22 protein-coding genes are annotated in these 25,861 nt (G+C 43.6%); 13 read left to right on the plus strand and 9 right to left on the minus strand.

Going from position 1 to position 25,861, the window contains the following annotated elements:
• Nucleotides 1–29 precede the first annotated feature (29 nt).
• The gene (gene argF / locus CYCPU_RS0101405) at nt 30–935 is read right to left on the minus strand and encodes an ornithine carbamoyltransferase (protein ID WP_015005094.1); all 906 of its coding nucleotides are present in this window, start codon (nt 933–935) and stop codon (nt 30–32) included.
• 26 nt (nt 936–961) lie between these two features.
• The gene (locus tag CYCPU_RS0101410) at nt 962–2,128 is read right to left on the minus strand and encodes an aspartate aminotransferase family protein (RefSeq protein WP_015005095.1); all 1,167 of its coding nucleotides are present in this window, start codon (nt 2,126–2,128) and stop codon (nt 962–964) included.
• Nucleotides 2,129–2,243: 115 nt separating this feature from the next.
• Here CYCPU_RS0101410 and CYCPU_RS0101415 point away from each other — a divergent pair, with 115 nt between their 5' ends.
• Nucleotides 2,244–3,773, plus strand: coding sequence for a hydantoinase B/oxoprolinase family protein (locus CYCPU_RS0101415; RefSeq protein WP_020161718.1), 1,530 nt, complete (start codon nt 2,244–2,246; stop codon nt 3,771–3,773).
• Nucleotides 3,774–3,829: 56 nt separating this feature from the next.
• Entirely contained in the window at nt 3,830–4,147 is a 318-nt protein-coding gene (grxD, locus tag CYCPU_RS0101420) for a Grx4 family monothiol glutaredoxin (protein ID WP_015005097.1), read from the plus strand.
• Here grxD and rnt read toward each other — a convergent pair.
• Nucleotides 4,134–4,757: a ribonuclease T gene (rnt, locus tag CYCPU_RS0101425; RefSeq protein WP_015005098.1), complete on the minus strand. Its 624-nt coding sequence runs from the start codon at nt 4,755–4,757 to the stop codon at nt 4,134–4,136. The genes grxD and rnt overlap by 14 nt on opposite strands.
• 140 nt (nt 4,758–4,897) lie before the next feature.
• On the opposite strand from rnt, the gene CYCPU_RS0101430 reads away from it, so the two are divergent.
• Nucleotides 4,898–5,593, plus strand: coding sequence for an MlaA family lipoprotein (locus CYCPU_RS0101430; RefSeq protein WP_015005099.1), 696 nt, complete (start codon nt 4,898–4,900; stop codon nt 5,591–5,593).
• Nucleotides 5,594–5,659: 66 nt separating this feature from the next.
• Here CYCPU_RS0101430 and pyrC read toward each other — a convergent pair whose 3' ends face one another.
• Nucleotides 5,660–6,691 (minus strand): dihydroorotase, encoded by a 1,032-nt coding sequence (gene pyrC, locus CYCPU_RS0101435; protein ID WP_020161720.1) that lies wholly within the window; start codon nt 6,689–6,691, stop codon nt 5,660–5,662.
• 151 nt (nt 6,692–6,842) lie between these two features.
• Between pyrC and CYCPU_RS0101440 the strand changes: the two genes are divergently transcribed.
• The 3 genes from CYCPU_RS0101440 (at nt 6,843) to nadA (ending at nt 10,047) form a co-directional block, all read left to right on the plus strand.
• Nucleotides 6,843–7,079, plus strand: a complete 237-nt coding sequence (locus CYCPU_RS0101440) for an FmdB family zinc ribbon protein (protein WP_015005101.1) — start codon at nt 6,843–6,845, stop codon at nt 7,077–7,079.
• 82 nt (nt 7,080–7,161) lie between these two features.
• Nucleotides 7,162–8,949, plus strand: coding sequence for an aspartate--tRNA ligase (gene aspS, locus CYCPU_RS0101445; protein WP_020161721.1), 1,788 nt, complete (start codon nt 7,162–7,164; stop codon nt 8,947–8,949).
• Between the two features lie 9 nt (nt 8,950–8,958).
• The gene (gene nadA / locus CYCPU_RS0101450; RefSeq protein WP_015005103.1) at nt 8,959–10,047 is read left to right on the plus strand and encodes a quinolinate synthase NadA; all 1,089 of its coding nucleotides are present in this window, start codon (nt 8,959–8,961) and stop codon (nt 10,045–10,047) included.
• A gap of 118 nt (nt 10,048–10,165) precedes the next feature.
• Here the strand turns inward: nadA and CYCPU_RS0101455 are convergent, their stop codons facing one another.
• From CYCPU_RS0101455 to CYCPU_RS0101470, 4 genes are all read right to left on the minus strand, one after another.
• On the minus strand, nt 10,166–12,079 hold the full coding sequence (locus CYCPU_RS0101455) for a tetratricopeptide repeat protein (protein ID WP_020161722.1): 1,914 nt from the start codon (nt 12,077–12,079) through the stop codon (nt 10,166–10,168).
• Nucleotides 12,080–12,124: 45 nt separating this feature from the next.
• Complete coding sequence (locus tag CYCPU_RS0101460) at nt 12,125–12,628, minus strand: pilin (RefSeq protein WP_020161723.1); 504 nt, start codon at nt 12,626–12,628, stop codon at nt 12,125–12,127.
• Nucleotides 12,629–12,823: 195 nt separating this feature from the next.
• Nucleotides 12,824–14,194, minus strand: a complete 1,371-nt coding sequence (locus CYCPU_RS0101465; protein ID WP_020161724.1) for a sigma-54-dependent transcriptional regulator — start codon at nt 14,192–14,194, stop codon at nt 12,824–12,826.
• A gap of 6 nt (nt 14,195–14,200) precedes the next feature.
• A complete protein-coding gene (locus tag CYCPU_RS0101470) occupies nt 14,201–15,832 on the minus strand; it encodes a sensor histidine kinase (RefSeq protein ID WP_020161725.1) in 1,632 nt (543 codons plus the stop codon).
• Between the two features lie 95 nt (nt 15,833–15,927).
• Here CYCPU_RS0101470 and sucC point away from each other — a divergent pair, with 95 nt between their 5' ends.
• The 3 genes from sucC to CYCPU_RS0101485 all read left to right on the plus strand — a co-directional run bounded on the left by sucC (nt 15,928) and on the right by CYCPU_RS0101485 (nt 19,686).
• On the plus strand, nt 15,928–17,088 hold the full coding sequence (sucC, locus tag CYCPU_RS0101475) for an ADP-forming succinate--CoA ligase subunit beta (RefSeq protein WP_015005108.1): 1,161 nt from the start codon (nt 15,928–15,930) through the stop codon (nt 17,086–17,088).
• Between the two features lie 14 nt (nt 17,089–17,102).
• Nucleotides 17,103–17,975 carry a succinate--CoA ligase subunit alpha gene (gene sucD, locus CYCPU_RS0101480; RefSeq protein ID WP_015005109.1) on the plus strand — a complete coding sequence of 291 codons (873 nt, stop codon included), beginning with the start codon at nt 17,103–17,105 and terminating at the stop codon, nt 17,973–17,975.
• 88 nt (nt 17,976–18,063) lie between these two features.
• Complete coding sequence (locus CYCPU_RS0101485; RefSeq protein WP_020161726.1) at nt 18,064–19,686, plus strand: NAD+ synthase; 1,623 nt, start codon at nt 18,064–18,066, stop codon at nt 19,684–19,686.
• A 24-nt stretch (nt 19,687–19,710) separates the two neighbouring features.
• Here CYCPU_RS0101485 and CYCPU_RS0101490 read toward each other — a convergent pair whose 3' ends face one another.
• Nucleotides 19,711–20,565: an outer membrane protein assembly factor BamD gene (locus tag CYCPU_RS0101490; RefSeq protein WP_332248280.1), complete on the minus strand. Its 855-nt coding sequence runs from the start codon at nt 20,563–20,565 to the stop codon at nt 19,711–19,713.
• 38 nt (nt 20,566–20,603) lie between these two features.
• Here CYCPU_RS0101490 and rluD point away from each other — a divergent pair, with 38 nt between their 5' ends.
• The 4 genes from rluD (at nt 20,604) to clpB (ending at nt 25,800) form a co-directional block, all read left to right on the plus strand.
• Complete coding sequence (gene rluD, locus CYCPU_RS0101495; RefSeq protein WP_015005112.1) at nt 20,604–21,596, plus strand: 23S rRNA pseudouridine(1911/1915/1917) synthase RluD; 993 nt, start codon at nt 20,604–20,606, stop codon at nt 21,594–21,596.
• Between the two features lie 9 nt (nt 21,597–21,605).
• Nucleotides 21,606–22,340, plus strand: a complete 735-nt coding sequence (gene pgeF / locus CYCPU_RS0101500; RefSeq protein WP_020161727.1) for a peptidoglycan editing factor PgeF — start codon at nt 21,606–21,608, stop codon at nt 22,338–22,340.
• 10 nt (nt 22,341–22,350) lie between these two features.
• Entirely contained in the window at nt 22,351–23,130 is a 780-nt protein-coding gene (locus CYCPU_RS0101505; protein WP_015005114.1) for a ZIP family metal transporter, read from the plus strand.
• A gap of 90 nt (nt 23,131–23,220) precedes the next feature.
• Entirely contained in the window at nt 23,221–25,800 is a 2,580-nt protein-coding gene (clpB, locus tag CYCPU_RS0101510) for an ATP-dependent chaperone ClpB (RefSeq protein ID WP_020161728.1), read from the plus strand.
• Nucleotides 25,801–25,861 lie beyond the last annotated feature (61 nt).

Below are 25,861 nucleotides of genomic sequence, written 5' to 3' on the forward strand. Positions count from 1 at the left end.
ACGACCTTTATATGTAAGGATTGGATTCATTATTCCATTAAAAATTCTAGTAGTGCTTTTTGAGCATGCAAGCGATTTTCAGCTTCGTCCCAAACAACACTTTGTTTTCCGTCAAGCACTTCTGGGCTAACCTCTTCGCCACGGTGAGCAGGTAAACAATGCATAAATAAAGCATCAGGCTTGGCAACAGACATCAGTGCTGAATTAACTTGATACTCTTTGAAGGCTTGCTCGCGTACTTTTTGCTCTTCTTCTTGCCCCATGCTGGCCCAAACATCGGTGACAACAAGGTCAGCGTCACGGGCGGCTAGTTTAGCATCTTGAAAAAGTTCTACATGACTAGCCGTGGCGGAAAGTAAGGCTTGCTCTGGTTCGTAACCGACCGGGCAGGCAATAGTGAGTTGGAAGTCGAGTAATTTTGCCGCATTCATATATGATTGGCACATATTGTTTCCATCACCAACCCAGCACACACGTTTCCCTTTGATATCGCCACGTAATTCAAACCAGGTTTGTAAATCGGCCAATAACTGACAAGGGTGGAAACGATCGGTTAAGCCATTGATCACAGGCACTTTGGAGTTGCTTGCAAATGTAGTCACGGTTTCGTGGTTGTTGGTACGTAACATGATACCGTCTACCATGCGGGAAATTACACGCGCAGAATCTGCAATGGGTTCGCCTCGTCCTAGTTGCGTGTCGCGAGGGGACAAAAATAATGCGCTACCACCGAACTGCGTCATGCCGGTTTCAAATGAGATGCGAGTGCGGGTTGATGATTTTTCAAAAATCATCGCGAGAACTTTATTCTTTAAGGGCTCATGAATAATGCCATCAACACGCATTTTTTTTAATTCGATAGCGCGCTGGATGATTGAGCGTAACTCGTCGGCGCTTAAATCGTTCAGGGTAATAAAATGACGTGGTTTCACCATAATAGATACTTTACAGAAAGAATGGGTTAGTGGGCAATAATCAAGTCGCTAACCAATGTGGTTATTTGTGCGGCTTCATCATCGCTAATAGTGAGCGGCGGCAGTAATCGCACCGTATTGCCGGCGGCTACATTAATGAGTAACTTCTTTTCAAGCGCTTTATTGACCAAGTCCAAACAGGGGGTTGATAGCTCAATGCCAATCATTAGCCCTTTTTGCCTAATCTCTACAACGTGCTCGCAGTGTTTTAGGTTTAACTTAAATGCTTCAGCCATTTGAGTGCCTAGCTGGGTGGCGCGGCTGGCGAGTTGATCACGTTCTACAATTTCAATAACTTTTAAAGCAGCAGCGCAGGCGAGTGGGTTGCCACCAAATGTTGAGCCATGGCTGCCAGCAGTGAGCAAGCCGGTGGCTTTTTTAGACGTCAGGCACGCACCAATAGGTACGCCATTTCCTAAGGCCTTGGCCATTGTAACAACGTCGGCTTGGATGCCATTTTGTTGGCTGGCTAAGAAGCTGCCGGTGCGGCCAACACCAGTTTGCACTTCATCCAGCATAAGTAGCCAGTCATTCTTTTCGCACAAGTCACTTAATTTATTAAGGTAGTCTGCGCTAGGAATGTTAACCCCACTTTCACCTTGGATGGGTTCAACAAGCACAGCGACGATATTGGGCAACTGTTTTGAAAGCGTGTCGAGAGCGTTGATGTCGTTGTATGGGGCATGATAAAAGCCCTCTGGAAGCGGCGAGAAGCCCTCTTTTATTGCCAAATTACCAGTTGCTGTTAGGGTCGCTAATGTACGGCCGTGAAAGCTTTTATCCATAGTAACGATAATAGGGTTTTGGATATTTTTGCTGTGAGCAAAGCGACGGGCTATTTTAATAGCGGCTTCATTAGCTTCTGCACCTGAATTAGCAAAAAAAACATCATTCATGCCAGTGAGCTCGCAAAGCTTGTCAGCCAGTTTTTCTTGTTTATCAATATAATAAAGGTTCGAGGTGTGCATTAGCGTATGGGCTTGATCACTGATGGCACTAGCGACTTCTGGGTGAGCATGACCTAAACCACAAACAGCAATGCCTGATAGAGCATCAAGGTATTTATTGCCGTTTTCGTCCCACAGCCAAGCTCCTTCGCCTTTGAGAAAGCGAACCGGCATTGAAGCGTAAGTTGGCATAATATGGTGGTGCATAACGAACCTTATCAAGTTGTATTATGGTACAAAAACAAAGGCAGCCAAATCTGGCTGCCTATTTTGTTGATCTATCATTATAATTCTCTATATGAAAATCAGCAACTAATCAACTATGGATGCCATTGAGTTAAGTATCTTTTCAAGTCGAATTGAGTCTATTTGCGATGAAATGGGGGCCGTTTTACAGAGGGCAGCCTTTTCGCCAAACATAAAAGATCGTTTGGATTTTTCATGCGCTATTTTTGATGCGCAAGGTCAATTGTGTGCGCAAGCTGCCCATATTCCCGTTCATTTAGGCAGTATGGCGTACGCAATGCAAGATATTGTTGAGCAGGTAGATTGGCAACCTGGCGATATGCTGGCGCTTAATGACCCTTACTTAGGTGGAACGCATTTGCCTGACGTGACGCTGGTATGCCCTGTATATATGAATGGGAAGCGAGTTGGTTTTGTTGCTAATCGTGCACATCATGCCGATATAGGTGCCGAGACGCCAGGTTCTATGCCATTGGCAACGCATTTAGATGAAGAGGGGCTGGTTATTTCACCGACAAAGATCATGCGAGGTAACCAAGTATCTGCGGAGTTTGAACAAATAAAGCAGGCATTACGTCATACGATTGAATCCACTGGAGACTTTAATGCGCAAATCAGTGCAAACCAGCGAGGGGCGCAAAGATTATTGTCTGTTGTGGAGGACATGGGTGCTGAGAAATATGAGCGGGCATTAACACACCTTAATGAGTATGGTGATCGTTTGATGTTGCAATTATTACGGCGTATTCCAGTCGGAGTTTATCATTTTGAGGATGTCATGGATGATGATGGTCTAGGTGCTAAAGATATCAAGATCAAACTCAGTTTAACAATCAATAACAGCGAGGTTATTGCTAACTTTGCGGGTACAGCCAGCCAGGTGACAGGTAATATCAATTGTCCTTTATCAGTAGTGGCGGCGGCTGTTTACTACGTCTTCAGATGCTTAATGCCAGTTAATACTCCGGCGTGCTTTGGTGTTTATCGTCGAATTAAAATAATAGCGGAACACGGTTCGTTGATTAATGCGATAAAGCCTGCTGCCGTGGCAGCTGGGAATGTGGAAACCAGCACGCGATTGGTGGATGTGGTGATCGGCGCGTTAGCGCAGGCTGTTCCAGAAGAGCTTCCGGCCGCTAGCCACGGCAGCATGAATAATGTGGCAATGGGCGCTAAAACTGAGGGTGTTAGTTGGAATTACTATGAAACGATTGGTGGTGGAATGGGCGGGGGCGCCCTGTTTGATGGTTTGTCAGCGGTGCAAACACACATGACCAATACCCTAAACACGCCTATTGAGTCTTTAGAGATGCATTACCCTCTTAGGGTTAAGCGTTATCAGGTCCGCAGTGGGTCGGGTGGAGAAGGAAAAACTAAAGGTGGCGATGGGTTGATTAGAGAAATAGAGTTCTTGAAACCGGCGCATATTACTTTGTTAACAGAACGAAGGAGGCATAAACCATGGGGGGTATTAGGTGGGCAGGCAGGAAAGTGTGGTGAAAACTGGCTAAATGAAACGCGTTTAGCCGCAAAAGTTAGCGTGGATGTTAGTGTGGGTGACTGCTTGGCAATTAAAACACCGGGCGGTGGAGGCTATGGAGTTTAGACTTATTCTAAATATTCAGGGTATAATTCAAGAAATTGTTTTTAAAAGGTGTCGATATGTCTGTAAATGAACGAATAGAAGATCAACTAAAAAATCACGCCGTTTTATTGTATATGAAAGGCACGCCGTATTTTCCGCAGTGTGGCTTTTCGAGTAAGGCGGTGCAAATTTTACAAGCATGTGAAGTCGAATTTGCTTACGTTAATATTTTTGATGATGACGAAATACGCGAAGGCCTGAAAGAATATTCAAGCTGGCCAACATTCCCTCAGCTTTATGTGAACGGCGAATTAGTCGGAGGTGCTGATATTATGATTGAAATGTTTGAAAGCGGAGAGCTGAAAACTATGCTGGATAAAATTAAGGCTGCTTAGCAAAGGCATCCCATTGATTAACGATCTTACAAAATAAAATAGCGGTTTGCTCGGCGTCATATAGCGCCGAGTGGGCTTGCTCACTATCCCAGTCCATGCCAGCGGCTTTGGCGGCCTTAGCTAATACCGTTTGGCCGTATGCGAGCCCACCTAAAGTAGCCGTATCAAATGTGCTAAAAGGGTGAAAAGGATTTCGTTTGATTTGTGTGCGTTCTACCGCGGCATTCATAAAACCAATATCAAAAGCAGGGTTGTGCCCAACCAAAATAGCACGGGTGCATTGTTGTGCTTTTACAGCTGCCCTTACGGGGGCAAATAACTTCCTAAGAGCTTCTTTTTCATCAATTGCTAGGCGGAAAGGGTGATACGGGTCAATACCGTTGAACTTTAATGCAGCAGGGTCAAGGTTAGCGCCTTCAAAGGGGATGATGTGCTCACGATGAGATGATTCAATAATAAGCTGCCCCGATTCGTCCATAGCGGGAATGACAACTGCCATTTCAAGCAAAGCATCTGTTGTGGCATTAAACCCGGCGGTTTCAAGGTCAACGATGACTGGTAGATAACTACGAAAACGATTGGCCATCGTGTTTACATCAGAATTTAGCATTTTCTCTAGACTAACAATTTAGGAATATTTCGCTATAATAAGTCAAGCAGCCTTTGGCGGCTTTATAAAGTTGCATTAAAAATTACTAAGAGAGAGTTCTCATGAGATTATCGGTGTGTTTTAGAAAAGGAATTGTGTGTATGTTTGTTGCCATGGCGGCTTTATTGTCCGGCTGTGCATCGCTAACCTCACAAGAAGAAAATGACCCTTTAGAGTTTGTGAATAGGGGGGTGTACAAGTTTAATCAAAAAGCAGATGAATATGTTCTTGAGCCTGTTGCAAAAGGTTACCAGTATGTAACACCTGATATTGTCGACCAAAGCATTACGAACTTCTTTAGTAATTTAGATGACGTGGTGGTATTTGTTAATGACATTCTACAGCTTAAGTTTAATCAAGCCTTGTCGGATGGTGGTCGTGTGCTCGTTAACACAACGGTGGGTGTGCTTGGTTTTGTTGATATGGCTACTGACATGGGGATGCCAAAAAACAATGAAGATTTTGGGCAAACATTAGGGGCTTACGGCGTAGGCACAGGGCCATATGTTGTGCTGCCTATTTTAGGGTCAAGTACGTTGCGTGACACGCTAGGTATTTATGCAGATACGTTTGTTGACCCTATTCAGCAAATTGATGACTCTGATGCAAGGTGGGCGACGATGGTGCTCAAAGGTGTAGATACCCGCGCTGATTTGATTAGAGCAAAGAAAATTGCAGACCAAGCTGCGTTAGACCCATATGAGTTTGAAAGGAGTGCGCACTTCCAGCGTCGTAATTATTTAATTTACGATGGAAATCCTCCGTTGGATGATGAAGATATTTTCGATGACGAATAATTAGAGTACACAAAAAAGCCCCGTTTAAACGGGGCTTTTTTTATTGCTTTAGCTGCAGCCTAAAGGTTATTTCATTTTCCACTGTAAAGGGGTTTCCTGACGAAAAGGCGTTAACGATTGTGTGCCAAAAGAATAGCTAGGCGGTGCTTGCCAGCTTTCTTTGCTGAGTGTCAACGTCTGTTTGTTTCTTGGTAAGCGATAAAAATCGGGCCCATAAAAACTACTGAACCCCTCCAGCTTATTTAGAGCGCCTTCTTTCTCAAAGGCCTCTGCATAAAGCTCAATAGCGGCATAAGCAGTAAAGCAACCTGCGCAGCCGCACTGGTTTTCTTTAGCCGTTGTTGCGTGGGGGGCGCTGTCGGTGCCTAAAAAGAATTTCGGGTTGCCACTGGTGGCCGCTTTAATCAATGCTTGCCTATGTGTTTCACGTTTTAAGATGGGTAGGCAGTAATTGTGTGGACGGATGCCGCCCGCTAATAAGTCGTTACGGTTGAAAAGGAGGTGTTGTGGTGTCAACGTGGCGGCGGTGTAGTTGTTTTCAAGTACAAAATCAACGGACTGCTGCGTTGTGGCATGTTCTAAAACAATGCGTAGCTCAGGAAATGTCTTTCTGATAGAGGTAAGGTATTTATCGATAAAGGCTTTTTCCCGGTCAAAAATATCAATATCTGTATCGGTGACCTCTGCATGGACCAATAACGGGAGATCATGTTTTTGCATTTCTTCTAACACAGGAAAGAGTGCGGATACATCTGCGACACCGTTAGATGAGTTAGTGGTGGCGCCTGCGGGGTATAGTTTTGCTGCAAAAATATAGTCACTTTGGCTGGCCTGTTTGATGTCTTCGATCGAGGTGTCGTTGGTGAGGTAGATCGTCATCAATGGTTGAAAGCTGCTTTTTTCTGGTAAAGCGTCTAAAATTCGTTGTCGATAAGCACTGGCTCGTTCAGCATTAACAATAGGTTGTGCCAAATTAGGCATCACAATGGCACGTTGAAACTGCCGGGCACTAAAAGCAACCGTTGTGTTGAGGGCGGGGCCGTCGCGTAAATGTAAATGCCAATCGTCTGGTTTAGTAATGGTCAGTTGAGTCGTCATATTTGTATCAATCGCATGATGAAGCTATAAAAGTGCGTTTATTTTACATACATTGCTTGCTATAGACCTCGTAAATCATTGAAAATACCCAGTTGTGTTTAGTGCAAGCGTATAACAAGAACAACCGATCAGTATTTGGAGTGAAAGAAATATGCCTATATATGAATACCAATGCGATGCATGTAAGCATCGTTGTGAAGCATTGCGTAAAATAAGTGATGCGCCATTAACAAAGTGCCCTGAATGTGGGGAAGATGCATTGAGCAAGCTTATGTCAGCCTCAGGCTTTCGTTTAAAAGGCGACGGCTGGTATGAAACAGACTTTAAAAGTGGAAAAAAGAAGAATTTAGCAGAAGGCTCATCAAAAAAGTCGAGCGAGACTAAATAATTACAGGCCTTTTCTGAAAAAGGTATATCTAGCGTGATAACTGTCAGGCTACTCAAAAAAACATAACGGTAAGGAAATAAAGATGATGCGTAGTCATTATTGTGGTGACATTAACGAAAACCACTTAGGGCAGGAAGTTGAGATTTGTGGTTGGGTACATAGACGGCGCGACCATGGTGGCGTCATTTTTATCGATTTACGTGACCGTGAAGGTATTGTACAAGTGGTGTTTGATCCAGATCGCGCTGATTCTTTCGCCACTGCCGAAACCGTGCGTGGTGAGTATGTATTAAAACTAAAAGGCCGTGTTCGCCCGCGACCAGAAGGTACTATTAACCCTAAAATGAAAACCGGTAAGGTTGAGTTATTAGGGTTAGAGCTAGAAATTCTTAATCGTTCAGAAACCACGCCAATTCAAGTTGATGGCGATATTGAAGTGAACGAAGAAACGCGTTTACGTTACCGTTATATAGATTTGCGTCGCCCAGAAATGCTAGAAAAAATTCGCTTGCGACGCGATGTAACGCTTAATTTACGTCGCTTTTTAGAAGACGAGGGTTTCTACGAAATTGAAACGCCTTTCTTAACAAAGGCAACGCCGGAAGGTGCGCGTGATTACTTGGTGCCGAGCCGTACGCATGAGAATAGTTTTTTTGCCCTGCCTCAATCGCCACAGTTGTTTAAACAGCTGCTTATGATTGCTGGTATGGATCGCTACTATCAAGTTGTACGTTGCTTTCGTGATGAAGACCTTAGAGCGGATCGTCAGCCAGAATTTACCCAGCTAGATATCGAAACTTCTTTTATGGATGAAGGAGAGATAATGGGTTTAATGGAAGGCATGGTTAGGCGTTTATTTAACGAGGTTATCAATGTGAAATTGCCAGAGCAATTTCCGCAGATGACGTACGAAAAAGCTATGGATGTGTATGGCACTGACCGTCCTGACTTGCGTAACCCATTGGTGTTAACTGATGTAGCTGATTTGATGGCAGCGGTTGAATTTAAAGTATTTTCTGGCCCGGCAAATAGTGATGATGGCCGTGTTGCGGCACTTCGTGTGCCAGGTGCGAGTAGCCTGAGTCGTAAGGATATCGATGGTTACACTAAATTTGTTAGCATTTATGGCGCAAAGGGTTTGGCGTATATCAAAGTTAATGATCGTGCGGCTGGTATTGAAGGGCTGCAATCGCCTATTTTAAAATTCCTGCCTGATGATGTAGTTGAAAACATCATGGACAGAACTGGCGCACAAACAGGGGACATTGTTTTCTTTGGAGCCGATAAAACTAAGATTGTTAATGAAGCATTGGGCGCTTTACGTGACAAAATTGGTCAAGATCAGGGTCTATTGGAAGGTGATTGGAAACCTGTTTGGGTGGTTGATTTCCCAATGTTCGACTGGGATGAAAAATCAAGTCGTTGGAATGCTATTCATCACCCATTTACTGCACCTTCTTGTGATGCTGATGAACTTAAAGCGAATACAGGTAAGGCCTTATCTAGAGCGTACGATTTAGTGCTTAACGGTACTGAAGTAGGTGGTGGCTCCATCCGTATTCATAAAACCGATATGCAGCAAGTGGTATTTGATTTGCTAGGAATGGACGCAGTGGAATCACAAGAAAAGTTTGGCTTCCTGTTGGATGCCTTAAAGTATGGGTGCCCTCCACATGGCGGTATGGCGTTTGGTTTAGATCGCTTGGTGATGCTGATGTCAGGTGCATCGACTATTCGTGACGTAATGGCGTTCCCTAAAACACAAACAGCTGCATGCCCGTTGACATCTGCACCGGCGACGGTTAGTGATGCTCAGTTAAAGGAGCTTGGTATTCGTTTAAGAAAACCCCCTGTGGTTGAAGAAAAATAAGGATCTGTGATGGCACTTGCTATACAAAATTATTCATTATTGAGCGACGAAGAATGTGATCAACGCATTCAAGCAGCTAAAGAAAAACTGGGTGAGCGATGTGTCATTTTAGGCCACCATTATCAGCGTAATGAGGTGTTTAAACACGCCGATGTAAGTGGTGACTCACTTAAGCTGTCTAAGTATGCAGCAGAGTCTAAAGCAGAATATATTGTGTTTTGTGGCGTACATTTTATGGCGGAGGTGTCAGATATACTGTCACGCCCAGAACAAATAACAGTGTTACCAGATCTAGCAGCTGGCTGCTCTATGGCAGATATGGCAAACCGTGCCAATGTAGAGCGTAGTTGGAAAGAATTAAATACTCTGATCAATGCAGATGAGCAAGTAACGCCCGTTACTTACATTAATTCAGCCGCGGACTTAAAGGCCTTTTGTGGGCAGCATGAGGGCATTGTTTGTACATCATCCAACGCGCAGCAAGTATTAGAGTGGTGTTTTGAAAAGCGTGAAAAAATATTATTTTTCCCCGATGAGCACTTGGGTAGAAATACCGGTTATCGCATGGGGATCCCACTTGAAGAAATGGTTGTCTGGGATTTTAATCAACCGATGGGTGGCTTAACAAAAGAACAAATTGAAAATGCAAAGATGATTCTTTGGAAAGGGTTTTGTTCTGTGCATCAAATGTTTCAAGACAACCAGATTGATGACTTTAAAAAGAAAAACCCGAATGCAATTGTTGTGGCGCACCCAGAAGCTAATTTTGAAGTGTGTGAGAAAGCCGATTATGTCGGCTCAACCGAAGCTATTTTAAAAACGGTTCGTGAAGGTAAAGCGAATACGCAATGGTTGATTGCAACAGAGCTGAACCTAGTCAATCGTCTTAAGGAAGAAGTGAAAGACCAAGGCAAGCAAGTTCATTTTATGTCTCCAACCGTTGCGATGTGTTCAACCATGTTTAGAACAGACCCTCAGCACTTAGCATGGGTGTTGGAAAATTTAGCTGAAGGGACTGTAGTTAATCAAATACAAGTCAATGATGATGACAAGCAAATGGCTAAAAAAGCACTAGAGAATATGTTATCGCTTTTTTAGAGGGTCACTATCTTTAGTATGTATGGCCTGCGAGAGAGGGCTGCCTACTAAAACATAAACCTAGTATAGTTTTCTAGCTATTAAAAAGAAGCGTCAGTCTTGTGAGGTGGACGAAAAATCAAGTTGGCTGCTCTCTTGATTTTGCTTTCTTTATCTTATTGAGTATATCCTTAATTTGTTTTAACTCAGTATCTCTGCGAAGGTGAGTTTTTTCGTTAGCAATGTCAATCCAGCCAATAACTTGCTCCGCATGTTCGAGTTGGTTTAGGCGAATTAAAATATCTGCCATTTCAAATAAAGGGTGTAGAAAGTTAGGGCTAATATCGTAGGCTTGCTGAAAGGTGTTGAGAGCGCCTAATATGTCCCCGCTAGCGCGTTGGGCCTTACCTTTCATGTAATAGTAAACAGCGTGCGTGGGTGCTTTTTTTATCACGACGTTTATCCATTCGAGATAATTTTTACGCAAAGGTGCACAAACCTCCTTTTTTAAACACCCGGCTATTTGGTCTAAGGCTAATTGTGTGGACGGGGTGAGCCTGTTGTGTTCAAGCCGTCTTAATGTTTCAACTTGTAAGGCGTTTGGTATTTTCTGATCGTGAATGGCTAAAATATTTTGATAATGCAGTGCGTAAGCGGATTCATTTGGCTCGAGAGTCATTGCTTTTTTTATGGCTTCAGTGGCAATTTCTATGTCGCCAGCCTGGTGCGCCGCATTACTGAGCAAAGCCTGTATAGCTGGTGAGTTTGGATGATGTTCTGCTTCATAATACGCCAATGACTGATAATTTCCCCATTGTTTTGAACGAAGCCAGGTGGTGCTGCCTAAGATAAGGGCAACAAAAACAATGCTTATAATAACTTTCTTGGTTTCTAGTTTGGCCAAAGGAATGAGGGAAAAAACAGCAATGATGATGCCTATAGACGGTAAATTGTTGCGGTGTTCATGAGCGATTTCTAAAGGAAAAAATGTGGACTCTAATAAATGCCCAATGAAAAACCATCCAATGCCTAAGGCAAATAATGGGTTCTTTTTTCGATAATAAAAAGCAGTTAGCAGTAGGCTCAATATGAAAATGATCGATGTGAGTGTCGTCCATGGTGATAATAATGACGTTGAAAGTGTAATGTCATCATGAAATAAACCAAAGCCATTAATGCGAGGAATGAGTATCAGTGAAAGATAAAAACACAGAACACGTGACTCAGTTAAAACGCGCTCTAACATAGTAAAAGGGCGGTTGTTAAAGCCACCAGAAGCATAATCAATAGCCCACCAAATAGTGGCGATAAATAAGCTGCCAATAACGACTAAACCCAAGTTTTGTTGTTGTTTCGTTAGTCGATTAATCACCGACCAAGGTTTCTCTTTTAAATAGAGAAGCAGTTCAATTAATATAATTATCAAGGGGATTAAAACAGCATTCTCTTTGCTAAATAGTGCGAGAAGCAAGCTCGTCAAGCTAGCAAAAAATAAGCACCCTATGCGCCAAGTATAGCCTTGAGATAACCAACGGTTACGAGCACAAAGGTAGAGAGTAATACAGCCTAGACTAAATAAGGTGCTCAGTGATGTCATGCGTTGTACGACATAGAGCACGCTGGTTAAGTTTATGGGGTGCAGCGCCCATAAGAGGCTAAGGCCACTGGCAAACAAAAAGGCTGTGTTTGTGTTAGGTGTGGTGTTGATTCGCTTAAATAGCTGAAAGCACAGAAGATAAACCAATAGCGCATTAAGGCAGTGGATGATGATATTAGTTAGCTTAAATGCGGATGCAACGTATCCGCCGGCAAAATAATAATTAAGAGCAAAACTTAGAACGGCAACCGGTCGTTTTAGTGGGCCAGCAGAGCCTGATAAGCTACTGTTATATAGACTATAAAAGGATAGATTGTCTATCCTAAGTAAAGAGTTGGAAATGATGTTTGATGTGTCGTCAAATAAGAAGGGGCTATTTAAGCCGGATAAATAAACTATATTGACAGTAAAAATTACAAGGCAAGCAAATAAAATGAAATATAGGGTTGTTTTCATAATAAAAAAGGCGGCTAGCTAGCCGCCTTTTTTTATTTGGGTGTCTTAAGTTTTTGGTCTATATTTTGCTGGGACAGCGTCACAGCTTCCATCGTCAGCTTCAACTTCCCACCGCAAGTTTCCTCCAGTGTTGTTGGGTCTAGTAGGGCTATAGACAAAACATCCTCCATCAGCCCCTTCGCTAGCGCTTGCTAAACCGCCTAGTTTATTGGTGCCAGTTCTTAGTTGCACGACTAAAATAGGGCCGGTTCCAAAGCTAATGTCTGACACGTATTCGCCAGCGACTGACGTAAGCCCTAATGATGCGCCACCAAGGTTTGCTTCTTCAATTCCGCTTAGCGTTCCGTTTTCGCTCCAATAAATTTCAACGGCTGTTTTAAATGCGCCTGTCAAAGAAGCGCCTTCACCTACGCGTGATTTAATAGTGTAGTCTTGGTAAGCAGGAATAGCCAATGCGGCCAAAATACCGATAATGGCAACCACGATCATGAGCTCGATCAGGGTGAAGCCCTTTTGAGCGCTATGTTTTATTGTTTGTAGATTTTTCATGTTGATATCCTTATTAATATGTCATAAATTTATATTGCAAAAAGTATAAAGCATTTTGTGTGCCGCTTATCTGTATTTATTAAATTATGCTAATAACCTATTGATTTTGTTTGTTTAAAATAGTTTTTTAATTTTTCGTCTACATCTTTCTAAAGTGTTTTATGTCATAAAGTGACGCTGAGGGTCAATTAGTGCTTAAGTGTCTAAACCTAGTTTTTTTAGTCGGTATCGTAAGGCACGAAAGGTAATACCTAGGTCTTTTGCAGCGGCTGTTTTGTTCCAGCGTGTTTTTTCTAATGCATTGACGATGGCTTCTTTTTCCAATGTGCCAAGGTAATCTTCCAGTGGCGCGTCTGATGATTCGCCACTTGCATTGGGCGATGACGCTGGGGTAGTGATTGAGTTAGGTATGTTATGCGGGGTTTCGGGCAGCTGTAAATCTGCCTGGTGAATAAGCCCATTTTCACATAGGGTAAATGCACGTTCGAGTATATTTTCTAGTTCGCGTACATTGCCAGGGAAGGGGTACTTTGTTAGGGCTTTTAGCGCATTTTCACTAAGGCTTATAGTAGTATTTCCATGTTCGGTATTTAATTTTTGTAAAATATGGGTGGCGAGCTGCTGGATGTCTTCCTTGCGTTCGCGTAGGGCTGGCAAAGGGAGTTCGATGACATTAATCCGGTAATATAAATCTTGTCGAAAGCTCCCTTTTTCAACAAGTTCGCTTAAGTTTTTATGAGTGGCACACAAAACCCTAGTGTCGATCACGGTTTCAGTGTCACTGCCGATGGGACGGATGGACTTTTCTTGTATGGCCCGTAATAGTTTAACTTGCATGTGTAGAGGGAGGTCGGCGATCTCATCTAAAAATAAAGTGCCACCATGAGCAAGTTGGAATAGCCCCTTTTTATCAGCGATAGCGCCGGTAAAACTGCCTTTTTTATGGCCAAAAAACTCACTTTCCATCAGTTCATGGGGGATGGCGCCGCAGTTAATGGGGACAAAAGCTTGATTGGCCCGAGGGCCTTTTTCATGAATTAGCTTGGCAACTAATTCTTTACCGGTGCCTGATTCACCACTGATATAAATGGGTGCTTGGCTGCGAGCAAGCTTTGCAATTTTGGCGCGTACGTTAGCCATCATCACAGAGTCTCCCAATAATTGATCGCGACTTCGTCGATCAACAGGTTCGTCAGTATCGTTTATCTTTATGGCGGAACTGACAAGGTTTTTTAAGCTTTTTAAGTCAACCGGTTTGGAAACAAAATCAAAGGCACCTAGCTTGAGGGCTTTGATAGCAACTTCCATACTGCCAAAAGCGGTAATAACAGCGGTGGGTGTGCTGGGGTAGTGTGTTTGTACATGCTTAACCAGCTCTAAGCCGTTACCATCTGGTAATTGCAGGTCGGTTAGGCAAATATCAAAAGAGTGGGTCTTTAACAGCAGCTTAGCTTCGCTAAGGTCGTGTGCTGGTTTGCTGGCGATGCCCATGCGTGACAGGGTGATTTCCAGTAACTCTAAAATGTCTGGTTCATCGTCGACAATAAGGGCGAGTGTTTGCGGCATTATCTGTTAAGAATGTTTAAATAAAAGGGTGAAGCAACTACCACCATTGGGGTTGGCTTGGTAACTTAATTTAGCATGGTTAAGTTCGGCTAGTTGACTGGAGATGTAAAGCCCAAGCCCTGTTCCTGAAGGGGATGTTGTGAAAAAGGGCTCAAAAATTTGTTCTGCTGTGGTTTCGTCCATGCCTTTACCTGCATCAGTGATTGAGATGTAAACCTGTTGATTGATAGGACTTATGCCTATCTGCATATAAATTATTTGTTGTTTGTCGACAAGTTGGCCATATTTTAGAGCGTTGCTACAAAGGTTGTCGATAATTTGTTTTAAATGGTTATTGTCAAATTGAATGGTTTTAACGTTCTGAGCAATGTTGATTTGTATGGGAGAGGTTTGCAAACCAAACTGTTCCATAAACTCTTTATCAAAATCGGCAATCCACTTGTCGAGTTTGATAGTTTCAATGTGGCTATCTTCTTGTCGTGAAAGTTGGAGTATGCTTTTTACAATACTGTTCACCCTATTGGTATGGTTATGGATAATATCGAGTAGTCGTAGGTCTTCTTTTTTAATAGAGGTGGATTCGGATAATAACTCGCCGGCATGGCTAATAGCACCGAGAGGGTTTCTAATTTCGTGCGCAATGCTCGCGGTAAGTCGACCCAGCGAAGCGAGTTTTTCTTGTTGCACCTGTAGCTCAATGGTTGAAAGATCATCCAAAAAAATGATGTAGGCGTTGTCAGCAAGGTTGTGTAATTGGCTGAAGCGCAGCTTAGTTCGAGGTGAGTGGGCGCTTGCGGCAATATCGGCACTGCTTTGGTTAGGGTCTCTTAACCAGCGAGTAAATAATTGCCAACACTCAGGCGATATGTCTGACAAGGCTGCGCCAATACTAATGGGGTGCTCAATGAGAGTCTTGGCAGCATCATTAGCAAGGCGTACTTTATTGTGGTGGTCAACAACGATGATGCCAGATTGAAGGTGTTTAATAATGTAATCATTTAAATGAATAAGTTCATCAATTTCTCGGCTTTGTAACTGGGCTATTTGCTCTGATTTTTCAACGCGCTTTGCAAGTACTAACGCAAGGATTGAAATAGTGAAAAAAGAGGCGCTTAGCACGCCGCCATAGGTATAAGCGGTTTTTGCAAAAATACCGGTGAGGTCAGCATACAATTGCTCGCCAAGCACAGCGAAAGTGGCCATCGCAGCAAAAACTAAGGTGCATTGCCCGCCAGCCAATAAACCGCCAGCGGCAACGCTGACGGCGAGCAGAACCCCTAAGCCACTAGTAATGCCGCCACTAGCATGCATCAGAGAGGTTAAGAAGATAATGTCGGCAATAATTTTAAACTGTACCTGTCGCGTGTATGCAATATACGGTTTGCGAATAAAGACAGTGCTAAATAGGGTGAGTGCAAAATAAGTCAGGCTAACTGCTTGAAAGAGCCCCGGGTTGCTTTGGCCAAAAATCGAAGGCCCAGTGTGACTGGCAAATAAAGTAAAAAATGCACTAGACAATACTAATTGGTAGGCATGGAACACTTTAAGCGTTCGCCAGGCTTGTTCAGCAGGCAGGTAAAAACCGCTCCCAAATGGACATGTTTTGACGAATTCGCTTTGTTTCGGTGCAGAATGCATGGCGTAAATTTAAGTGTCTGGCTGAATTAAATTGTGAAATCTATTAGAATGGACTGGTTAAGTGACTAACAAAAATTAATCATAGAGGAATTTGAATGAATTTACATGAATACCAAGCAAAACAGGTGTTTGCTGAGTTTGGTGTACCCGTACCAGTTGGTAAGCCAGCACGTTCAGTTAAAGAAGCTGTCAATGTTGCAAAAGAGTTAGGCGGTGAGTGTTGGGTAGTAAAAGCCCAAGTTCACGCAGGTGGTCGTGGTAAAGCGGGTGGCGTTAAATTGTGTAAAGGGATAGACGAGGTAGAAGCGTTTAGCAAAAAACTATTGGGCTCTCGCTTGGTGACGCCGCAAACCGATGAAGAAGGTTTGCCTATCGAAATGCTTATTGTCGAGGAAGTTAAGCCTATCGATCGCGAGCTTTATATTAGCGCTGTGGTTGATCGTGGCACTAAACGAATTATGTTTATGGCGTCTGAAGCAGGCGGTATGGATATTGAAGAAGTGGCGGAAGAAACACCAGAGAAAATTTTATTAGCAGCCGTTGATCCTGTTGCTGGCTTACAGCCGTATCAAGCGCGCGATATAGCTTTTAAAATGGGGCTTAAAGGCAAACAAGTTGGGCAGCTGTTTAAAGTCATGTCTGGCATTTTAGCCGTTTTTTGGGCAAAAGATGCGAGCCAAGTTGAAATCAATCCACTGATTGTTAATGGTGATGGTGACTTAGTCGCACTAGATGCAAAAGTTAATTTAGATGATAACGCCGCTTATCGTAACGCCGATATGGTTGCCATGCGTGATCCGTCGCAAGAAGATGAAAAAGAGCATGCAGCACAACAACATGAGTTGAACTATATTACGTTGAACGGCAGCATTGGTTGCATGGTGAATGGTGCAGGTTTAGCGATGGCGACTATGGACTTAGTTAAATTGGAAGGTGGTTTCCCCGCTAACTTCTTAGATGTAGGTGGTGGCGCAACAGCTGAACGTGTGGCTGAAGCGTTTAAACTTATTTTGTCTGATGACAAAGTAAAAGTAGTGTTAGTGAATATTTTTGGCGGCATCGTTCGTTGTAACTTAATTGCTGAAGGTATTATTGAAGCGGTTAAAGAGGTAGGTGTTAGCGTACCGGTAGTGGTTCGTTTAGAAGGCACTAATGCCGATCAAGGGCGTCAGCTATTGAAAGATTCTGGTTTAGATATTATTGCCGCTGATGATTTAACCTTGGCTGCTAAAGCCGCTGTTAAAGCAGCATCTTAATTTAGGGGTATACGATGAGTATTTTAATTAATAAAGACACAAAAGTAATTTGCCAAGGTTTTACAGGTAAACAGGGGACATTCCACTCCGAGCAAGCAATTGCCTATGGAACAAAAGTTGTCGGTGGGGTTACGCCGGGTCGTGGTGGCGAAAAACATTTAGATTTACCTGTTTTTAACACCGTTGCTGATGCGGTTAAGGAAACCGGTGCAACTGCAACCATGATTTACGTGCCACCTCCGTTCGCTGCGGATGCTATTTTAGAAGCTGCAGCTGCAGGTATTGAAGTGATCGTGTGTATCACGGAAGGTATTCCTGTATTGGATATGTTGAAAGTGAAGGCATCGCTTGAGCAATATGAAAACGTAGTGCTAATTGGCCCTAACTGCCCAGGTGTTATTACTCCAGGTGAGTGTAAGATTGGCATTATGCCTGGCTTTATTCATCAAGCCGGTAGTATCGGTGTGGTGTCACGTTCAGGTACGCTTACTTATGAAGCCGTTCATCAAACAACCTCTGCTGGCTTAGGTCAAAGTACTTGTGTAGGTATTGGTGGTGACCCGATTCATGGGATGAACTTTATTGACGTTATTTCACGTTTCGAAGCCGATGAGAATACCAAGGGTATTATCATGGTGGGTGAAATTGGCGGAACGGCGGAAGAAGAAGCTGCAGAATACATCAAAAACAATGTAACGAAGCCAGTTGTTGGTTATATTGCTGGTGTTACAGCGCCTCCGGGTAAACGCATGGGCCATGCTGGTGCGATTGTTTCTGGTGGTCAAGGTACCGCTGAAGCGAAGTTTGCGGCTTTAGAAGAAGCGGGTGTTCACATTGTGAAATCACCCACTGAGATGGGCGCAAAAATGAAGGAAATTTTAGGCTAACTGAGCGTTAAAATTTAAAGTAGTGCAAAAAGGGCTGTAAACTATACAGCCCTTTTTTATGCTAGTAAGAAACTAGGAATAAGCTGTTATGAAATTAGCCTTAGTACAATTTAACCCTATTGTTGGCGATTTAGTGGGCAATGCCAATCGTATCCTTGAATTTTGCCAGCAAGCGGTGAGCGAGCAGGCCCGTGCAATCGTTTTTCCTGAGTTAGCGATAACCGGTTATCCACCAGAAGACTTGCTGCTTCGAAATGACTTTCTTAACGGTGTTGAAAAACAGCTTGAACGGATATCGTCAGAGTGTCCTTTATTAACCATTGTTATTGGCTACCCAGAAAAAGGCGAAGGCGTATTATTTAACAGTGTTGCTGTTTTGCAAGCCGGTGAGTTAGTGGCCAATTACCGAAAGCAGCAATTGCCGAATTATGGTGTGTTTGACGAAAAACGTTATTTTCAGGCAGGGGCACAAGCATGTACATTTAAGTTAGGCTCAGAGGTAATTGGGCTTAGTGTGTGCGAGGACATCTGGTCATCAAGCGTCTGTGATCAGTTACGCCAGTCTGATGCAACGCTTATTCTTAATTTGAATGCGTCGCCTTTTGAGATTAATAAAGCTGAAAAACGTGAACGTACAGTATGTTCACGAGTGAAGGAAACCGGTTTGCCTATTATTTATCTGAACCAAGTGGGTGGGCAGGATGAGTTGGTGTTTGACGGTTCGTCTTTTGTAATGAATGCAGCAGGCAAGGTTGTGCAGCGCTCAGCAGCTTTTGTTGAGTCAATAAACTATATTGATTTGGACTCATTACGCAACTCAACTTTGGAGGCGAAGCAAGATGCGCAATTGCCTGAACTGGAATCCATTTATCAAGCGCTGGTTTTGGGTGTGCGTGATTACGTAACAAAAAATGGCTTTAAAGGAGCGGTATTGGGTCTGTCTGGCGGTATAGATTCTGCTTTAGTATTGGCTGTTGCGGCTGATGCATTAGGTGGTGATAGTGTCGAAGTGGTCCTCATGCCATCAAAATATACGGCCGATATGAGCAATGAAGATGCGATTAAACAAGCAGAAGCCTTGGGCGTTAAGCATCAAACTATTTCTATTGAACCTGCGGTCAACGCTTTTTCAGCAATGTTAGAACCTGCGTTTGAAGGCCTAAATGCTGACGTGACTGAAGAAAATATTCAGGCACGTAGCCGTGGTGTCGTGTTAATGGCGATTTCAAACAAGAAGCGAAAAATTCTGCTTACAACAGGCAATAAAAGCGAGATGAGTGTTGGTTATGCAACGCTTTACGGTGATATGGCCGGTGGTTTTGCGCCGATAAAGGATGTGCCCAAAATGATGGTATATGCCTTGGCTAAATATCGAAATGAACAATCGCCAGTAATTCCTGACAGAGTGATTGAGCGGCCACCCTCAGCTGAGTTGGCGCCGGATCAAAAAGATGAAGATAGCCTGCCACCTTACCCCGTGTTGGATGATATTCTTGAACGTTATGTTGAACGTGACCAGTCGAGGCGAGAGATATTGGATGCAGGTTATGAACCAGCAATTGTTGATAGAGTACTTCGGCTGGTAGAGCAAAACGAATATAAGCGGCGCCAAGCGCCGCCGGGCGTTAAAATCACCTCACGTGCATTTGGTCGCGAGCGCCGATTCCCAATGACCTCGGGCTTTAATAAGGTGCTTTTTTCTGACGATTAACGCACCTTCGGTTCAGTAGCCAGCTTATTTGTCTAACTCTAAAAACTCCCAGATTTTTTCAGAGGTTGTTTTTTCGTGCGCGTACTTAGGGTTTTCTAAAGGTGGAGTGCCGTTTGGATAGTTCAGGTCGTAAACACGTTGGGCATCAGCGGCTAGGTCGTTCATATTAATGTGCTGGTAGGCGTCGACCATTAATAATAAAGCACGAGGTACGGCTGTGGTGTTTTGGTATTGTTCAATGATATTTTTAGCGCGATTAATGGCGGCAACATAGGCTTTGCGCTTCATATAATAATTGGCGACATTTAATTCATGTAACGCTAGGTTTGATTTAAGTGCAATGATACGTTGCTTTGAATCTGCAACATATTGGCTATTGGGGAAGCGCCTAATCAATGTTGCAAAATCATCTAGCGACTCAATGGCTGCGCCAGGGTCACGTTGAGATTTATCAGTGGGTAAGTAGCGCTCTAGAAAACCGATACCTCGATTAAAATTAATTAGGCCTTTAAGGTAGTACAGGTAATCCACGTTTTTATGGCGAGGGTGAATGCGAATGAAACGGTTAGCTGTTGCAATCGCCGACTCTGGTTCGTCATTTTTGTAATAAGCGAAGGCTAAGTCAATTTGTGCTTGTTGGGCATATTGGCCAAAGGGGTAGCGAGACTCAAGCCCTTCATATAGCTCAATGGCGTTAATGTAGTTTTCATCATCCAAAGATTTTTTGGCTTCGTCATAAAAGTCCGCTGCGGACCAATTGGCCGTCTTATCGGGAGTATCTATAGGGGTAACAAGATCCATAGTGGAGCATGCGGACAAGGAGGCCAGCATAAGAATAAGGAAAGCTTTTTTAATCGATGGACGATTCATTAGAGTCATGAGTGAAATAACAAGTTATAAGGAGCTAAACGGTTATAATGCCGGAGCACATCAATTATTACAATCCTATTGGCTTGAAAACTGAACAACAAATAGAATTAATCGTCCCACCTGAAATGGCAGGGCTTCGGCTCGATCAGGCATTAGCTGAGTTATGCCCAGAGTATTCTCGCAGTCGCTTGAAAAGCTGGGTGAACAGCGGCAATATACTGATCGATAATAAAACACTGCGCCCTCGAGACAAGGTTAATGGTGGGGAGGCGGTTATTATTACGCCCATTGCCGATACGTCATTAAATATCAAAGCGGAACCGATCGCGCTTAATATTGTTTATGAGGATGAATCGATGCTGGTGGTAAATAAACCGGCCGGTTTAGTCGTGCATCCTGCAGCGGGTAACTGGGATGGCACATTACAAAATGCTCTATTACATCATGACCCTGCGCTAGAGGGCTTGCCACGAGCGGGCTTGGTGCATCGAATTGATAAAGAAACCAGCGGGTTGCTAATGGTAGCGCGCACCTTAACGGCACATAAGCTATTGGTCGACCAGTTGCAGGCACGTGCTTTTGAGCGTGAATACTTAACTGTGGTGAGGGGGTATATGACGGCCGGTGGCACAGTGGACGCACCTTTAGCGCGACACCCGACTGATCGTAAAAAGTATGCGGTTAGAGAGGGGGGCAAAGAGGCCATCACTCACTATCGAGTTGCGCAACGTTTTGCAAAACATACCTTATTAAAAGTGAATCTTGAAACAGGACGTACTCACCAAATTCGAGTTCATATGAGTCATATAAACCACGCTATCGTTGGTGACCAAGTATATGGTGGACGTTTTAAACCCTTGGCTAATGCAAGTGAACTATTGAGTGATACTTTACGTGGGTTTAAGCGCCAAGCATTACATGCTGCCAGGTTAGGGGTGGTTCATCCGGTCACTGGTGAGCCGATTTCTTGGGAATGCGAGATGCCTGCGGATATGGCCCATTTGGTTGAAGTATTGGCGAAAGAAACCCCGGTTAAATAGACAGTACACATGCGCTTTATTGAACCGAGTTGGCCAGCGCCAAAAAATGTCAGAGCGTTAACAACGTGTCGTTCTGGCGGCGTTAGCCAAACACCTTATTCAACATTTAATCTAGCCACTCATGTGGGTGATGATGCGCAAGCGGTGATTGATAATCGAGCCTTGTTAAGTGACGAGCTTAACTTGCAAGCTAAGCCTGTCTGGTTATCACAAGTGCATGGCACAACTATCGTCGAGTTGGATCAACTCCAAAAGGGACCTTGTATAGAAGCAGATGGTTCAATTTGTAGGAGTGATGCGTTTGTTTGCACGGTGATGACAGCGGATTGCCTGCCAGTCTTATTGTGTACGGAAGATGGCTTAGCCGTTGCAGCAGTACATGCTGGGTGGCGAGGCTTATTGGCCGGCATCATAGAGCAGGCAGTTGCGCAACTTGCACCAACAGAAAAAATAATGGCTTGGTTAGGTCCAGCCATTGGGCCGGCTTGTTTTGAAGTGGGTAGCGAGGTTAAAAACGCTTTCGTTAACAAAAGCTTGGTGATGCAGCAGGGGTTTAGGCAGCTGAATGCTGATCATCATCTTGCTGACTTATATGCTTTGGCAAGAATGAGCTTATTGCAATGTGGTGTAAAAAGAATTTATGGTGGTGAATATTGTACGTATAATCAGCCCGATAAATTTTTTTCATACCGGCGTGAGCCGACAACGGGCCGAATGGCTTCGTTAATTTGGCTTCAATATTAACTTATTACCCATGACTGTATTTACTTGGATTATTTTGTTTACCATTCTTGGCGGAATGCTAAGTGTGTTAGGTGCGTCGCTGGTTCTTTTTTTACCTAAAAAGATAATCACTAGAATGTTGCCATTTAGTGTGAGTTTTGCAACGGGTGCATTGTTGAGTGTTTCTTTTGTCGGCTTAATTCCACACGCCTTAGAAGAAGTGGGGCATGAAAATTTTCACACCCTATCGATTACCATTTTGGGCGGCCTGATGTTTTTTTTCGCGTTGGAAAAAATGGTGTTGTGGCGGCATTGTCACCATGATGATTGTGAAACGCACGTGGATGTTCATGCGCACGGTCATCAGTCAGCCGGCAGTTTGATTCTTGTAGGTGATAGTGTTCACAATTTTGTTGATGGGGTGTTGATTGCAGCGGCCTTTTTGACAGATATTCATTTAGGTGTTGTGACGGCATTAGCGGTAACGACTCATGAGATTCCACAAGAAATAGGTGATTTTGCTATTTTGCTACAAAGTGGCTTTACCCGTAAAAAAGCTATTTTGTACAATGTTATTTCTAGCTTCGCAACGCTAATAGGTGGCTTGCTAGCCTATTTCTGGCTAGCAGATTTTGAACACCTTTTACCATATGTTTTAGCGTTTGCTGCGGCTAGCTTTATCTATATCGCAGTGGCAGATTTGATTCCAACGCTGCATAAACGAATTAACCTAGCAGCAGGCGTAGAGCAAATTTTACTGATGCTGTTTGGTATTGGTTTAATTGGTTGGTTACACAGCTTTATTCACTAAAGCTAAAGCTGGCACTATTGGGCTGGCTTGAAAACACTCATTTCATCCCCCATTAATTAGTTATCAAATTAAATTAATGAGGGTTGAAATATGCGAATGGATAAACTCACCAGTCAGTTTCAAGTTGCGCTTTCTGACGCACAAAGTTTAGCACTGGGTAAGGATCATCAGTTTATAGAACCGGCACACGTCTTGGTCGCTATGCTTGACCAGCAAGGTGCTAGCGTGCGTCATTTACTACAACTGGCAGGCGTCAATGTAAATCAACTACGCTCATCTTTAGGCGAAACAATTGATCGGATAGCAACGGTTGAAGGTGCAGCTGGTGACGTGCAAATGTCTAATGATTTAGGGCGTTTGCTTAATATTACCGATCAGTTGGCACAAAAACGTCAGGATGCCTACATTTCAAGTGAGTTATTTGTTTTAGCGGCACTTGAAGACAAAGGGCCAGCAGGCAAAGCGCTACAACAAGCGGGAGCGACTAAAAGTGTTTTAGAAAAAGCGATAGATGATATACGCGGTGGTGAAGCGGTGAATGATCAAAATGCAGAAGAGAACCGCCAGGCGCTGGAAAAATACAGTATTGACCTGACAGAACGTGCAGAGCAAGGAAAATTGGATCCTGTGATTGGCCGTGACGAAGAAATTCGACGCACTATTCAAGTGTTGCAACGTCGGACAAAAAATAACCCTGTGCTGATAGGTGAGCCAGGAGTAGGTAAAACCGCTATTGTAGAAGGGCTTGCGCAACGTATTGTTAATGGCGAGGTGCCTGAAAATTTGAAATCTAAGCGTTTGTTGTCGCTAGATATGGCCGCCCTTATCGCGGGTGCAAAATTCCGTGGTGAATTTGAAGAGCGCCTAAAAGCAGTGCTTAACGATGTGTCAAAACAAGAAGGGCAAGTGATCTTGTTTATCGATGAGTTGCATACGATGGTTGGTGCCGGGAAAGGTGACGGTGCGATGGATGCCGGAAATATGCTTAAACCAGCGTTAGCACGCGGTGATTTACATTGTGTAGGAGCGACAACCTTAGATGAATACCGTCAATATATTGAAAAAGATGCCGCATTAGAGCGACGGTTTCAAAAAGTATTGGTTGATGAGCCCAGTGTAGAAGATACCATCGCTATTTTGCGAGGTTTAAAAGAACGATACGAAGTACACCATAGCGTAGATATAACCGACCCAGCTATTGTTTCAGCGGCGGTATTGTCTCACCGTTATATAACTGATCGACAATTACCTGATAAGGCGATTGACCTAATTGATGAGTCAGCGAGTCGTATTCGTATGGAAATGGACTCCAAGCCTGAATCAATGGACCGGTTAGAGCGGCGTTTAATTCAGTTGAAAATTGAACGCGAAGCGTTAAAAAAAGAAACCGATGATGCATCTATAAAACGATTACAGTTACTTGAAACTGAAATTGACCAGTTGGATAAAGAGTATGCTGATTTGGAAGAAGTCTGGAAGTCTGAGAAGGCTGCTATGCAAGGCAGTGCCCAGCATAAAGAAGAGCTCGAAAAGGTAAAACTTGAAATGGAAACGGCTCGGCGTGCCGGTGATTTAACACGTATGTCAGAGTTGCAATATGGCGAAATTCCACGATTAGAAAAAGCAATTCAAGAGGCTGAGGAAGGCAGTGGTGAACAGGACTTTACCTTACTGAGAAATAAAGTCACCGAAGAAGAAATTGCTGAGGTTGTGTCTAAGTGGACGGGTATTCCCGTTTCCAAAATGCTTGAAGGCGAGCGTGAAAAACTATTGCAAATGGAAGCTGGTTTAAGTGATCGCGTTATTGGTCAAGAAGAAGCAGTTAAAGCAGTCAGCGATGCAATTCGTCGTTCACGAGCAGGCCTGTCAGACCCTAATCGCCCTAATGGTTCGTTTTTATTTTTAGGCCCAACAGGGGTTGGTAAAACAGAGTTATGCAAGGCATTAGCTGAGTTTTTATTTGATACTGAAGAAGCAATCGTACGAATTGATATGTCTGAATTTATGGAAAAACATTCGGTTGCAAGATTAATTGGTGCGCCTCCAGGGTATGTAGGCTATGAAGAAGGGGGCTATTTAACCGAAGCGGTTCGACGTAAACCCTACAGTGTTATCTTGATGGACGAAGTTGAAAAAGCACATGCGGATGTCTTTAATATTTTGTTACAAGTCTTGGATGATGGCCGTTTAACAGACGGGCAAGGCCGCACGGTTGATTTTCGAAATACAGTCATCGTGATGACTTCGAACTTAGGCTCAGATCGTATCCAAGAGCTAGCGGGTGAGGCTAATTATAATGAGATGAAAAGTGCGGTGATGGAAGTGGTCGGGCAGCACTTTAGACCGGAATTTATTAACCGTATTGATGAGTCTGTGGTGTTTCACCCCTTGGGTCGCACACAAATTCGTGCTATTACCACTCTTCAAGTAGATATTTTACGTCAGCGTTTACAAGATAGGGACATAGAGTTGGTTGTTTCAGAAGCTGCGTTGGATAAATTAGGTGAAGCCGGTTTTGACCCTGTTTATGGTGCTAGACCCTTAAAACGTGCGATACAACAACGCTTAGAAAATGAACTGGCACAAGATTTATTGGCGGGTAAGTTTGTGCCTGGTGATGTGGTTGATATAGATGTGCAAGACGATGCTTTGGTGTTTAAGAAACGCTAAGAGGTTTTGAGATGTCGTTTAGTGGTGGTTTAAAAGGCCACTAAATCATAGTCTAACTGGC

This window comes from Cycloclasticus pugetii PS-1 (genome assembly GCF_000384415.1).
Classification (GTDB): Bacteria; Pseudomonadota; Gammaproteobacteria; order Methylococcales; family Cycloclasticaceae; genus Cycloclasticus; species Cycloclasticus pugetii.